Origin of the sequence: Pseudoalteromonas sp. TAE56, from assembly GCF_000497955.1 — a bacterium.
GTDB lineage: Bacteria > Pseudomonadota > Gammaproteobacteria > Enterobacterales > Alteromonadaceae > Pseudoalteromonas.
Genome location: NZ_AUTN01000066.1, coordinates 35646 through 48251, shown reverse-complemented (window position 1 = coordinate 48251; position 12606 = coordinate 35646). Strand labels below are relative to the sequence as shown.

General features: G+C 39.3%; 13 protein-coding genes and 1 pseudogene. 2 read left to right on the top strand and 12 right to left on the bottom strand.

What is annotated here, in order from left to right; genetic code table 11:
• Nucleotides 1-13 precede the first annotated feature (13 nt).
• The 6 genes from dnaX to L656_RS0104630 all read right to left on the bottom strand — a co-directional run bounded on the left by dnaX (nucleotide 14) and on the right by L656_RS0104630 (nucleotide 5692).
• Nucleotides 14-2539: a DNA polymerase III subunit gamma/tau gene (dnaX, locus tag L656_RS0104655; RefSeq protein ID WP_024598334.1), complete on the bottom strand. Its 2526-nt coding sequence runs from the start codon at nucleotides 2537-2539 to the stop codon at nucleotides 14-16.
• A gap of 3 nt (nucleotides 2540-2542) precedes the next feature.
• Nucleotides 2543-3088: an adenine phosphoribosyltransferase gene (gene apt / locus L656_RS0104650; protein ID WP_010553391.1), complete on the bottom strand. Its 546-nt coding sequence runs from the start codon at nucleotides 3086-3088 to the stop codon at nucleotides 2543-2545.
• A 170-nt stretch (nucleotides 3089-3258) separates the two neighbouring features.
• Nucleotides 3259-3381 carry a hypothetical protein gene (locus L656_RS1000000123600; RefSeq protein ID WP_002962301.1) on the bottom strand — a complete coding sequence of 41 codons (123 nt, stop codon included), beginning with the start codon at nucleotides 3379-3381 and terminating at the stop codon, nucleotides 3259-3261.
• Between the two features lie 72 nt (nucleotides 3382-3453).
• Entirely contained in the window at nucleotides 3454-4206 is a 753-nt protein-coding gene (locus tag L656_RS0104640) for an HvfC family RiPP maturation protein (RefSeq protein WP_024598333.1), read from the bottom strand.
• A 36-nt stretch (nucleotides 4207-4242) separates the two neighbouring features.
• Entirely contained in the window at nucleotides 4243-5100 is an 858-nt protein-coding gene (locus L656_RS0104635) for an HvfB family MNIO-type RiPP peptide maturase (protein ID WP_024598332.1), read from the bottom strand.
• Between the two features lie 67 nt (nucleotides 5101-5167).
• Nucleotides 5168-5692: an HvfA family oxazolone/thioamide-modified RiPP metallophore gene (locus L656_RS0104630; protein WP_024598331.1), complete on the bottom strand. Its 525-nt coding sequence runs from the start codon at nucleotides 5690-5692 to the stop codon at nucleotides 5168-5170.
• 225 nt (nucleotides 5693-5917) lie between these two features.
• Between L656_RS0104630 and L656_RS0104625 the strand changes: the two genes are divergently transcribed.
• Nucleotides 5918-6898 carry a tRNA-dihydrouridine synthase gene (locus tag L656_RS0104625; RefSeq protein ID WP_007583877.1) on the top strand — a complete coding sequence of 327 codons (981 nt, stop codon included), beginning with the start codon at nucleotides 5918-5920 and terminating at the stop codon, nucleotides 6896-6898.
• Between the two features lie 61 nt (nucleotides 6899-6959).
• Nucleotides 6960-7287, top strand: a pseudogene (locus L656_RS01000000121925) (TraR/DksA C4-type zinc finger protein).
• Between the two features lie 16 nt (nucleotides 7288-7303).
• On the opposite strand, the gene L656_RS0104615 reads toward L656_RS01000000121925, so the two are convergent.
• The 6 genes from L656_RS0104615 to L656_RS0104590 form a co-directional block, all read right to left on the bottom strand.
• Nucleotides 7304-8347, bottom strand: a complete 1044-nt coding sequence (locus tag L656_RS0104615; protein WP_024593940.1) for a hypothetical protein — start codon at nucleotides 8345-8347, stop codon at nucleotides 7304-7306.
• A 61-nt stretch (nucleotides 8348-8408) separates the two neighbouring features.
• Nucleotides 8409-9668, bottom strand: coding sequence for a tetratricopeptide repeat protein (locus L656_RS0104610; RefSeq protein ID WP_024598330.1), 1260 nt, complete (start codon nucleotides 9666-9668; stop codon nucleotides 8409-8411).
• A gap of 11 nt (nucleotides 9669-9679) precedes the next feature.
• Entirely contained in the window at nucleotides 9680-10297 is a 618-nt protein-coding gene (locus tag L656_RS0104605; protein ID WP_007583869.1) for an energy transducer TonB, read from the bottom strand.
• Complete coding sequence (locus L656_RS0104600; protein ID WP_007583867.1) at nucleotides 10297-10701, bottom strand: ExbD/TolR family protein; 405 nt, start codon at nucleotides 10699-10701, stop codon at nucleotides 10297-10299. Before L656_RS0104600 ends, L656_RS0104605 begins: the two co-directional genes overlap by 1 nt.
• Before the next feature lie 14 nt (nucleotides 10702-10715).
• Nucleotides 10716-11240 (bottom strand): MotA/TolQ/ExbB proton channel family protein, encoded by a 525-nt coding sequence (locus tag L656_RS0104595; protein WP_002961709.1) that lies wholly within the window; start codon nucleotides 11238-11240, stop codon nucleotides 10716-10718.
• Nucleotides 11240-12604, bottom strand: coding sequence for a MotA/TolQ/ExbB proton channel family protein (locus L656_RS0104590; protein ID WP_007583865.1), 1365 nt, complete (start codon nucleotides 12602-12604; stop codon nucleotides 11240-11242). The genes L656_RS0104595 and L656_RS0104590 overlap by 1 nt, the downstream gene beginning before the upstream one ends.
• Nucleotides 12605-12606 lie beyond the last annotated feature (2 nt).

Below are 12606 nucleotides of genomic sequence, written 5' to 3'. Positions count from 1 at the left end.
CGATTGTAAGTAATTACAATGCCTGAATACTGTTTTCGTCAATTTCGGCGCTAAATACTTGCTGAAATTGTACTATGTTTTCATCAGATGTGATCACATCGATTGCTTGTTGATGACGACCTGCATCAATTTTTTGCTGAATAAGATAAGGAGAGTCAATAACTCCCTTAGCAAAATTAATACTTAACGACACGTTATGCTCATAAATACTCGACAATGCGGCATCTAATCTTTGGCGAAGCATCGGTGTATCTAAATGCTTTTGTGATTCATCAACGTCTATATGTAAACTGTTGCCTTGCTTGGTAAATATTGAATGCAATGCAAATTGGCGCATACGACCACCCAGTCCCATACGTTTAATTAAATAAGCCCATTCATCTTGTTGATGTGCAAATCTAATTTCACTAATTGGGCTTTGAAAATCATCAGGGGCAGGAATACTTACTTCCTCTGGCACTATTTCAGGCGCTTTTTGAGGGTTTATTTGCTCAAGTAATTCTGGCGCAAGATTTTCAGTAATTGTTTGGTGCTTTGCTTTAAAATCAATCTTACTAGTTGGCTTTATGTTGGAGTGATTATGTGCCTGAGTTTGGCCCCCTGTTACTGGGAGCTCATGCTTTTTTTCACTCTCACCTTCGCTATCAGTTGCCCAAGGAGGGATATCGCCAGACCCAGTACTTGAAGGGCTATTAAGCTCACTTGCACTTGTATCTGCACTACCTTGATGAACACTTTGGGCTTTAGGCATTCTTGGATGCTGTTCTGGCTTTTTAGCAGGCGCTTGGCTTGGCTGCACTGCTACATTATTTGCAGATGTACTTGTACTCTTGCCTGATAACCTACCCGCACCCGATATGTTTCTGTCACGTAAAATACGAGCAATGGCAGATTGCGCCTGCGCTTCTTGTTCAGCTATTGGCGTACTTGCATTGTGATTTGCTAAGGGCTCTGGTGAAGACTCTGAGTTTGCAGTAGGTGCAGGTTTAAAACCCTGATCTACAGCGCTACTCATTATATCGTCAAACTGCGAAGCTAACGTTTGCTCAGCATCACTATGTTGCATGTAAGCTTCATCTTCACTTTGGCGCTGGGCTTGAGCATCCGAAACAACATTGGTTTGTGGTTGTTCATTAGCTGAAGCCTGTTGTTCAAAAGCGTTTTCACTTTGTTGAACCGGTTGCTCTACTGCAACTTGGGCAGGCTCATTATTACTTTGTACGACATCATTATTCGATGTCTGAGCAGCAACATTTGGTAAAGGCCCTATCTCAAGGGATTTAGGCTGCTCTGTATTGCTAACTGGCTTAGTATTATTTACAGGGGCACTACTTTGGCTAGCTACAGTGTTTTGCGATGTTTTATTTTTATTTAATATATCTCGCAGTGCATTTGCGCGGCCTTGTTTATTTGGGGCCGGCTCTTCGTTTACTGTGTGTACAGTTTGTTGAGCGTCTGTAGGCTTAAATGCTAATAATCTTAGCATTATCATTTCAAAACCTAAACGAGGCTCTGGTGCCCATTGTAAATCTTTTTTACCATTTAACAGTAACTGATAATAAATTTGAATTTGTTGTGGGCTCGTATGTTGTGCAACATGAGCAATATAATCTACATTTTTTTCATCTAGCCCTGCCGCTTCTGGCACTAACTGGGTTAGTTGGGTCAAATGCGTAAGTGCAATTAAATCATCAAGCAATGCAACATAATTAGGATTACGACTTGCCACCTGTGCAATCTCATCCATTAGCGCAGCGCCATCTTGTGCAAGTAATGCTGCAAGCAAACTTTGGCTATAATGAGTATCCATTAAACCAAGCATTGTTTGTACTGCTTGATTATTAATATCACCATTTGTTTGTGCAATAGCTTGGTCAGTTAAGCTAAGCGCATCACGCATACTGCCATCAGCGGCTTTTGAAATAATGCTAAGTGCATCAGTGTCAAAGCTAAGCTGCTCTTGAGTAAGTACGTGTTCAAGCTGTGTTTTAATTTCACTTTGCGACAAGGCATTTAGGTTGAATTGTAAACAGCGAGATAAAATAGTAACTGGTAGTTTTTGAGGATCGGTCGTCGCCAATAAAAATTTCACATGCTCTGGTGGCTCTTCAAGCGTTTTCAAAAGCGCATTAAAGCTGTGCTTAGAAAGCATGTGAACTTCATCGATTAGGTATACTTTATAACGTCCACGTGTTGGTGCATATTGAACGTTATCGAGTATTTCGCGGGTGTCTTCTACTTTTGTACGAGAAGCCGCATCTATTTCGAGTAAGTCAATGTAGCGCCCTGCTTCTATATCTAAACAGCTGCTACATTGGCCACACGGATTTGCAGATATACCTTCGTCGCAATTTAAGCTTTTAGCAAAAATACGCGCAATAGTGGTTTTACCTACACCGCGGGTTCCAGTGAATAAATAAGCGTGATGCAGTCTATTTTGTGTAAGCGCATTTACAAGCGCTTGCTTAACATGAGACTGCCCAACCAATTCATGAAAGGTTTGAGGACGCCATTTTCTCGCTAGAACCTGATAACTCATCGATTACTCGCCTTCGAATTCAACCAATTTTAGGATTTTAATACCCATTTTTTTGATGCGCTGCTCGCCACCAAGTTCTGGTAGTGATACAACAAATGCAGCATCTGTGGCTTTGCCACCTAGTTTATGAACTAATTTAGCGGTGGCTTCAATTGTGCCGCCAGTTGCTAATAAGTCATCAACTAATAATACTTTATCGCCAGGTACAATTGCATCAACATGCAGCTCTAGCGTGTCTTCACCGTACTCAAGTAAGTAATCTTGACGAATAACTTCGCGTGGTAACTTACCTGGTTTACGAACTGGAATAAACGGAATGCCTAATGCGTAAGACAGTGGCGCACCAAAAATAAAGCCACGTGATTCTGTGCCAATTATTTTAGTAAAACCCTGATCTTTATATTCTGCGATAAACGCGTCAATAGTTGCTTTAAAGGCTTCTGGATTTGCCATTAAAGTGGTTACATCGCGAAACATGATGCCCGGCTTTGGATAATCAGCAATTGTAGTTATGCTGTTTTTGATAATTGCTGGTGTTACTTGAGTCATAATTTTAACTGCTCAATTGTTTATATTACAAAGCAGGTGATTATAACCTTAACTAACCTTTAATTGCGAGTTTGGCGTTACTATAAAAGAAGTATTAACTATGGGGGGGTAATTAAAATAAAGTGGTTCAAGGCTGAAGTAAGCAACAGCCTTAATAAACGCTATGCATTTTAAGTTAAGCTAGTGATCCAGCCTAATATTGCATTTAAACAACCAATCCCTGCAAATACAGCTAAGAAAGCAAGAAAATAAGTAGCATTGAACGGATCTTTAAAGTCTTTATCATCTGACATTGGTACAACCTTTTATTAAGCACGACAAATAAGGCTGCCATAATAGACGATGTAAAATCATCAATAAAGACCTTAATCTTGATTTTTTGTCACAATTACACCGCGTTCAACCATTACATTGAGGGTAACCAATGCGCCTTGAGCAATTTGATCTGCATTAAATTGTGGTGCATGAGCGAATACCTGTTGGCAAACGTCGTCAAATGTCGCTCCATCACTTGCCTCAATAATTGATAGCAACAAAGCAGTCATCGCATTCGTAGCCAGAAATTGAACATCATCATCTTCATCTCTATATACAACAAAATAATTAGGCTGAGGTGATGGCTCTTTTGGTTTAAAGCGATTGCTAATATTTTGAACCGGAAATTGATAACTTAAATTTCTTGCCGTTTTCGATAAATACAAAGCAGAACTAGTAAGCGCTGTTGTTTGTAATTTTTGCTCTTGCTCATCTTCGTGTGCAATCGATACATCTAGCTCTACCCACTCATAATGTGCAAGTTCTAGCATAAACACGGGATCGTATCTTTTCATTTTATAATCACTTGATAAGTAATTAATAAACTCCCCTGCTATATCTAAAAAGTACGGCGAATGACAATCATATTCGCTAAAAAATTTGCGTACAAGGACCAGCCATTGCTTGTCTGTATATAAGGTTTTTAATACCGGAAAACCTGATGATATAAAACCTTCAATGTTATTAAAAAATAGGTCGCGATAAATGGCCATACGTCTGTCTTCGATACCGCTAGGCTTTTTATTTTTTTTAGGCTCGCGAATATGCGCCATAAATTCGTTTTGTATTTCAATAAAGCTCATAACCAGGCACTCTTTTAATATTTATAAAGGCTTATATTAAGCTCGTTGTTTTAAAACAGTTGAAGTAATGTGTTTAGCTTGTAGCTCATGAATTATATCTAACTCTTTGGTTAAAATATTCATGGTAGGGATATTAAAATCGCGCTCAAGCAAGGTTGGAAATACGCCATGCACTTCATATGCTTTATCCAGTAGCTCCCACACAGGATCAATGACATCAGCACCATGTGTATCAACTATTAAGTCATCAGCCTCATTATAATGGCCTGCAACGTGCCCATAGGCAATACGATTAGAAGGCAGCCCAGTTAAAAACGATTGTGCGTTATAGCCATGATTAATCGAATTCACATAAATGTTATTCACATCCAGTAAAAGCTTGCAGTCTGCCTGCTCTAAAATGGTATTTGTAAATTCGAGCTCTGATAATTGCTGTCCAGGAGCGCCATAATAGGAAACATTTTCTATCGCAATTTGCTGCTCAAGTATGTCTTGTACTTGTTTAATACGAGGGACAACATGTGCTATAGCATCTTGTGTAAACGGAATAGGCATTAAGTCATACATATGGCCTGTACCAGAGCAGTAACTTAAGTGCTCACTGAAAATTTTTATATTGTGCTCTTCAAAAAAAACTTTTAAAGATTTAACAAATTCAACATCCAGTGGTTCGGGTGAACCGATAGACAGTGATAATCCATGACACACAAAATTATTTGCATCTGTTAATGTTCTAAATTGCTTTTTAAAGCGTCCACCTAGTTTTAACCAGTTCTCTGGCGCAACTTCCAAAAAATCTACTTGATTAGGTACGTGTTCAAGCAGTTCATCAAGCATTTCTCGTCGTAGGCCAAGGCCCACCATCCCGAAATCTGTACTCTGGATTTGTGTCATAACTACCTCTAACTTATCAAAAAAGGGCCTTAAGGCCCTTTTAGCATAACTTATTTAGAATAAGATATTAACGACCGCCACATTTACCTTCGCCGCACTTACCTTCTTTTTTAGTTTTTTTAGCATCGCCGCCGCATTTACCTTCACCACATTTGCCTTCTGTTTTAGCTTTTGCATCTTTTGCATCGCCGCCACATTTACCTTCACCACACTTGCCTTCTGTTTTAGCTTTTGCATCTTTTGCGTCGCCGCCACATTTACCTTCACCACACTTGCCTTCTGTTTTAGCTTTTGCATCGCCGCCACATTTACCTTCACCACACTTGCCTTCTGTTTTAGCTTTTGCATCTTTTGCATCGCCGCCACATTTACCTTCGCCGCACTTACCTTCTGTTTTAGCTTTTGCATCTTTTGCATCGCCGCCACATTTACCTTCACCACACTTACCTTCTTTAGCGTCTAGTTGGTAACCTGTCACTAATTGTTGAAACTCAAATGGGTTGGCTTGTACATCTGCAGATACAAAGCTTGCAGAGCCAACAACTACTGCACCTAAAGTTAACGCGATTGTATTTTTTTTAACTGTATTCATTTTGTGACTCTCTTTAATCAAGTATTGTAAATCTCAGCAATAAAAATGTATTTTAAATTGCTTGTATGCTTAAGTAGACCTGTACAAGAATAAAAACTTTCATTTATTTTCATAATATTTACTTTTGCGGTTTCTACATTAAATATGGTTGGTAATTACAGATTTATCAATGTGTGATTTACAGGTAAACTATGCGTCCAGTTTTTTATCAAAATTAATCACCTTATGAAACTTGTTTTAGCACCTATGGAAGGTGTCGTTGATTTTAAAATGCGCCAATTACTCACAGACATTGGTGGGTTCGATTTGTGCGTTACCGAGTTTGTAAGAGTGGTTGAAACATGCTTACCTGATAAAGTTTTTCATCGATTTTGCCCTGAACTACATAATAATGGATTTACGCGAGCAGGTACTCCTGTGCGTGTTCAATTACTCGGCCAAGAAGCAAATCCGTTAGCCGAAAATGCAGTAAGAGCAATTGCTTTAGGATCTCATGGGGTCGACCTTAACTTTGGTTGCCCAGCAAAAACCGTTAATCGTAGTCGAGGGGGGGCTGTACTGCTTAAAGATCCTGACCACATGTATACGATTATTAAAGCAGTCCGAGATGCTGTAGATGATAAACATGAAGTAAGTGCAAAAATTCGCTTAGGCTTTGATGACGACAGTAACAGCCAAGAAATTGTTGATGCTGTGGTAAGCGCAGGCGCAAATAGTGTAGCTATACACGCCAGAACCAAACGTGATGGTTATAACCCGCCAGCTTATTGGGAAAAAATTCCACCAATAATAAAAGATAAAAATATTGCCGTTGTTGCCAATGGTGAAATTTGGCAAGTTGAGGACGCAATGCTTTGCCAAAAACGAAGTGGATGTACTGATTTGATGCTTGGTCGTGGCGCCCTTTCGCACCCTGATTTAGCAAAAAAAATTAAAGCTCATGTAAATAATGAACAATATGATGGCCTTCAATGGGAGCATATTATTTATCACTTAATCCACTCTGCTATTCATCAAGACCCTGCAAAAGATGAAAAGTATTTTGCTTCTCGTACAAAGCAATGGCTAGGTTACCTTAAACGCCAATACCCGCAAGCGATCGATTTATTTGATGAAATCAGGCGTTTAAAAAGTAAAGAAGATGTGGCAAGCGTATTAAATAAATACGCCAAAGCACCGCAACTTGATTCAAATCATAACGGCTAACCTAAAGCCTCTAGATAATATCAGTATAACGTGAAGCCAATTTAATAAGGTTGTACTGATAATGCATCATCAAAAAAGACTAAACGATGAAATAGCACAAATTAAATTAAATATATTAACTATGCTTTCTAAATCAGCCTACCCTACACATCAGCATTTAATACAAATTTTAGATAATACAGCAAACAATGAATGGTTAGACTGTGCAGCAGAGAAGCTAGGTCCTGAGTATGCGTTTTTGATCAGTCGCATGACTAAATTAGAAGCGGCGGTCAGCCAAATAGAAATTGGGCAATATGGCTANCTGCTGCGACTGTGAAGAAAAAATACCAGCCAAATCACTTGAACTAGACCCCGCAACTCAACGGTGTACAAAGTGCGCACAATAAGCGCACTTTCAAATCATTATATAATTTGTTGTATAAAGCTAAATGATTGCCCTGGGTAGAGTATTATATCTTCAACTAAATATTGAGCGTCTTCTTGGGTGATTTCTAAGCGCTTCATAAGGTTTACCTTTGCCTGTGGCAAAGTCCACGCATGGTAATGAATGCCAATATCTGATTCCATCATTGCAAGCATCAATGTTTTATCTTTATCAGACATGTTCATATTGCTCGCCATTGCAGGTAAGTCTTGATAATCAGCCTGCCAATCAAGCCCTTCAATTAATTTTTCATCCGATAGATACTGCACTAAAAACGATTTTTTATGAGAAATAGACAATTTACTATCGAATGCAACACGATCTAATGCTTTTATATTTTCATTTAAAATAGTAACCCACTCTAGCGGTGAATGTACTTCGCCACTAAAGTAATTTAGTTTGCTCTGATACCACTGTGACCCATTTGGCAGGCCTCTCAGACCAACACTACCTCTAGGCTTGTAACTAGCTAAATAATCGCTAAAAGCTCTTATATGACTCTTAAGCGCTGGTTGAACGTCATTACTACCTATCGCACTCAATACATAGCTTTGTAGTAGTGTGAGCTCAATTTTATTCAGCTTTAAATTGCTTTGTTTAGCACTGTCTAGCGTATCTTGGGTTAACTTAAGCCAAGTAATAATATTATCCGGCGTACTTTTTGAACCCTCAAAAGCAAGCATGTTTTTTAATACGTCTACTTGAGCCGGCCAATTAAAATAGCGCTCAGGAAAGCGCTCTGCAATAACCAAGTAGTTTACTTGTGCAATTTGATTGAGATTAAGCTCCATACCCATTAGGTTCTGATAAATAGTATGACGTTTAACTAAATACGCATCAGAAAAGACCAATTGCTCTTTAGTAATCCTATCGATTTTTTTAGCGTCTGGTTGTACAAGTGCCATGTTTAAAGTTTTTAAAGCAACTTGTGCGTCTTCAAATGACTCATAAGGTTGAGGCTGCTTTGAACATGCAGCTAAAAATAAGCACAGTAGTAATGAAAAAGAGAGCTTTTTATACATAGTAGTTCCAATAAAAAAAGCCCCAGAGGGGCTTTTTATAAGTTGCTTTAGCTAATTAAAATTAAATTTTAACACCGTTGCGAGCGGCTTTATCTTTAATATATGTAGACCAACCTTTTGCAAACTTACGTGTGCGAGGGTCATCCATAGCTTTAGTAATTGCAGCATATGCTTGCTTATACTTACCTTGATAGTAATACGCTTCAGCTAAATCTGAATAAATAGTACCTTTTTTATCAGAGCCAAGCTCTAATGCTTTGTTCAAACGAACAACAGCAGCACTGAATTTTTCAGATTGTAAAAGTAATGAACCAGCTTTACGGTAAAGTTCAGCGTCGTCATCAAATTTAGCAGCTTCTTCGTAGTACTTAGCAGCTTTTTCTAGATCCTTAGAGCGATGATAGTTACTAGCAATCGCGCTAATATTCTGCTTTGTACGTTTTACTTTTTCACTCTTAACGGCCTTTTCTAGCGTTACAGCTGCTCTAAAAGGTATCTCGTTTAGAGAGTAAAAGTTAGATAAGACTTTATACTCAACTTCATTTTCAAAGTAACCGTTCTTGTAAGCAACTTCCATCGTTGCTAAACCTTTTTGATAGTCTTCGGTTTGTAGGTAATATTTACCTAAGCTAACCCAAGCTTTTTTATCATCAGGCCATACACGAACAATCTCTTCGCCAATCTTAACCATGTTTGCATAATCTTTAAGTTCAAAGTATGCACCCAGTTTTAATTGGTAAGGACCTTTATTAGGTTCTTTTTGAAGTTTAATTGCCTTATCTGCTGGTTCAAAAACATCACGAAATTGCTCTAACTGATAGTTAGCTTGGGCAATACGCGTGTAAACCGTAGGATCTTCTTCACCGGTAAAATCCATCCAAGTAACATAAGCTTTTTTGGCTTCTTGATACTTTTCAGTACCGGCGTATAAATCGCCTAACAGTTTTAGAGTTTGTTCTTGATCAGCAAAGTTTAAAACATCAGGGGCAACTGCTTGCTTAGAGTACTTAATCGCTTCGTCATACTTTTCTTTTTGAGCGTACATGCTACCTAAGTAACGATTTACGGTCGCTTTATCAAAGTCATTCGAAGGTTCAATCTCTCTAAGCAAAACAATTGCTTCATCAACTTTTTCTTCGTTGTACAAGTCAAATGCTTTAATTACCTTTTTACCAGTACGCTCGCCCATGATTTTAGTTTTTGCTTTTTTACGCTCTTCAATCTTTGCGTAATCTGGCGCTGCTAAAACAGATGCACTTAAAGTAGCACCCGACACAGACATAAGAATCGCAAGAGCAGTTACTTTAGAAAAATTTCTCATTACTCGCCTCCTTAGTTGCCTTGGTTAAGTTTAAAGTCTAATTGAACTTGTAAACCTGGTTGTTTCTGTGGTTTTCCGTCAATGATCTTAGGACGGTACTTCCACTTACGCAGTGCGCGTTTAGCTTCACGGTCAAAGATACGTTTTGGATCTGCGTCAATTACTTCAACGTCAGTTACTCCACCTAACTCATCAATTGTGAATGAAAGTTGTACCCAACCTTCTTTGCCATCACGTGCTGCTTGCGTTGGATATTTTGGTTCTATACGAACGATAGGTGTCGCATCACCATCTCGTCCAAATGCACCAGGACCACTTAGTCCACCAGCTGAACTACCAACATCAATGCTACCCATGTTAAATGACATAGCACCAGGGTTTGGATTATTATTTTCCGGCTGTGGCGGCTGCGGTTTAGGCGGCTGCTTTGGCGGTGGTGGAGGAGGAGGCGGTACACGCTTCCTCTCCTGCACCTTAGATTCAGGCGGATTCGTCATTATTTCGACTATGATCTGCTCTTTTTGTTCCGTATTACGGTCAGCCCCACCAGAGATGAGGAAGGCCATGAAGTAGAACAAGCCGAAAGTAACTGCCCCACCTGCAATCAGTGAAAACAGAAAACGAATCATTACTGATCTCCAGCTATTGAAATTCTAAGGTTGTCACCCGTCGCTTTAATCTGGTCCATAACTTTAACCACTGTGCCGTGTTTAGCTTCTTTATCAGCTTGTATAATCACAACTTCAGTAGGTTGTTCTGCTAATAAACTTTCGATTTTTGCTGAAATACGTTCAACATCAATTTGTTGTTTATCAACCCAGATTTCGCCGTTACTACGAATAGCAATAAAAATGTTAGCATTTTTTTGCTTAGTAGCTTGGGCAGCTTTTGGTTTATTGACCTCGATACCAGCCTCTTTAACGAACGATGTAGTTACGATAAAGAAAATAAGCATGATAAATACGATGTCAAGCATTGGCGTCATATCAACCGCTGCTTCTTCTTCTTCACGAAAACGTTGTTTACGTGCCATATTTAATTCTCTCTCTAGTGATGAGGCATACTATCAATAAGTTTGGCTTTCACCATTTTAGCTTTTGTCTCAAGACGTGAGCTAAAAAATACTCCAGATAGTGCCGCAACCATTCCAGCCATTGTTGGGATTGTTGCCATTGAAATACCTGATGCCATTAAGCGTGCATTACCCGTACCCTGGTTGGCCATGGTTTCAAAAACCGAGATCATACCAGTAACAGTACCAAGTAAGCCTATTAAAGGACAAACAGCTACTAATGTCTTAATCAACAACATACGCTGATCTAATTTTTCAGACGCTTCAGAAATCCATGCTTCACGGATTCTGTGTGCGTACCAAGACGTAGTGTCTTGGCGGGCATCCCACTTTGCTACAATTTCTTTCGCTGTGCGAGGAAACTCTGCAAGTAGAAACCAATAGCGCTCAATCATTAAAACCCACATCAGAAAGAGTGCTATCGCGACCACGTATAAAACCTGGCCGCCTGTGCCAACAAAATCCCTGATAGATTCCCATATCTCCATCAGGACTAGCATTAGGCTTTCTCCTTCTCCGCGTGAGTAGCAACGATACCCGCGCTTTGCTCATCAAGGATGTGTAATACCGACTTACTACGACCAGCTACAAGAGCATGAAGTAGAATTAGTGGTAATGCAGCAATTAGACCTAGCGCTGTAGTTACAAGTGCTAGAGAGATGTTACCTGCCATGATCTTCGGATCACCCGTACCGAACAATGTGATTGTTTGGAACGTTAAGATCATACCGATTACTGTACCTAGTAGACCTAGTAATGGTGCGATTGCAGCAAGAATCTTAATTATGTTGATACCAGCTTCGATGCGCGGCGTTTCACGTAGAATCGCTTCATCAAGTTTAAGCTCAAGGTTTTCAACATCTTGGTTCTTGTTGTCATGGTACACTTTAAGAATACGACCCAGTGGGTTATTTGTATTCGGTGTAGCAACATTTTTAAGCTGGCTCTTAATCTTACTAGTAGTAAGTGTAAGGTCAACAAAGCGAATTAGAGTAATTAGCATACCTAAAGCTAGTAAAGCTGTAATGATATAACCAACTACGCCACCTTGATGGAAGTATTCCATAAGTGTCGCTTTTTGAGTGTTGATACGTAAGATAGCACCACGAGTCGGATCGATATAAACACCAGCGTAGTTATCTGGTGATGTATTTTCAAGATCAGTGATACCGTCTAAGATATAGCTATCAGGCTGTTTACCTAGAGGCTGAATAGACTTAGTTTCTGGTGAATAAATTAAGTAACCATCGTCTGTAACTAAGTTAAAGTTACCGATACGCGTTACTTTCTTCATTGACGGGTTACCGTCAAGACCAGCAACTTCAGTTTCAAAAGTTGAAACTTTAGCTGATTCAGTCATTTCTGTTTGAAGTGAAATCCAAAGCTCTTCAAGTTCACGAACAGTTGGAAGTTCTTTAGCAGCAGCTAATGAACGTAAGATTTCTGCACGGCCAGGTTTCTCAGCACTAACTAGTGATGCTTCGATAGAACCGATAGCGTCTTGAGCTGCACGACGTACAACACCAAACATCTCACCCAAAGTACCTTGAGCACTTTGAAGAGCAGCTTCTTTTTCAGCTAACGTGTTTTCATTTTGTGCATATTGCTTAGTTAAGCTTTCACCACGAGACTTCTCAGAAGCAAGTTGGCTTTTAGCTTTATTAAGTAAAGATTGCTTGTCAGCACGATCTGATAAGAACTCTTGTTCACGTTTCTTATCGATTTTACCTTCAGAGATACGCTCTTGCTTTACTTGCTCAAGTATTTTATCTAGAGCTCCAGTATTTGCATGTGCATTTAACGCGGTACCTGCAGAAACAGTTAGTACTGCGGCAACAGCAAAACCTTTAAATAGTTTCTTCATTA

Excerpts from the sequence above, each read along its gene's own strand:
- L656_RS0104590 (WP_007583865.1), bottom strand. The coding sequence starts at position 12,604 with ATGAAGAAACTATTTAAAGGTTTTGCTGTTGCCGCAGTACTAACTGTT.
- L656_RS1000000123600 (WP_002962301.1), bottom strand. The coding sequence starts at position 3,381 with ATGTCAGATGATAAAGACTTTAAAGATCCGTTCAATGCTACTTATTTT.
- L656_RS0104605 (WP_007583869.1), bottom strand. The coding sequence starts at position 10,297 with ATGATTCGTTTTCTGTTTTCACTGATTGCAGGTGGGGCAGTTACTTTC.
- apt (WP_010553391.1), bottom strand. The coding sequence starts at position 3,088 with ATGACTCAAGTAACACCAGCAATTATCAAAAACAGCATAACTACAATT.
- L656_RS0104600 (WP_007583867.1), bottom strand. The coding sequence starts at position 10,701 with ATGGCACGTAAACAACGTTTTCGTGAAGAAGAAGAAGCAGCGGTTGAT.
- L656_RS0104610 (WP_024598330.1), bottom strand. The coding sequence starts at position 9,668 with ATGAGAAATTTTTCTAAAGTAACTGCTCTTGCGATTCTTATGTCTGTG.
- L656_RS0104635 (WP_024598332.1), bottom strand. The coding sequence starts at position 5,100 with ATGACACAAATCCAGAGTACAGATTTCGGGATGGTGGGCCTTGGCCTA.
- L656_RS0104640 (WP_024598333.1), bottom strand. The coding sequence starts at position 4,206 with ATGAGCTTTATTGAAATACAAAACGAATTTATGGCGCATATTCGCGAG.
- L656_RS0104595 (WP_002961709.1), bottom strand. The coding sequence starts at position 11,240 with ATGCTAGTCCTGATGGAGATATGGGAATCTATCAGGGATTTTGTTGGC.
- dnaX (WP_024598334.1), bottom strand. The coding sequence starts at position 2,539 with ATGAGTTATCAGGTTCTAGCGAGAAAATGGCGTCCTCAAACCTTTCAT.
- L656_RS0104625 (WP_007583877.1), top strand. The coding sequence starts at position 5,918 with ATGAAACTTGTTTTAGCACCTATGGAAGGTGTCGTTGATTTTAAAATG.
- L656_RS0104630 (WP_024598331.1), bottom strand. The coding sequence starts at position 5,692 with ATGAATACAGTTAAAAAAAATACAATCGCGTTAACTTTAGGTGCAGTA.
- L656_RS0104615 (WP_024593940.1), bottom strand. The coding sequence starts at position 8,347 with ATGTATAAAAAGCTCTCTTTTTCATTACTACTGTGCTTATTTTTAGCT.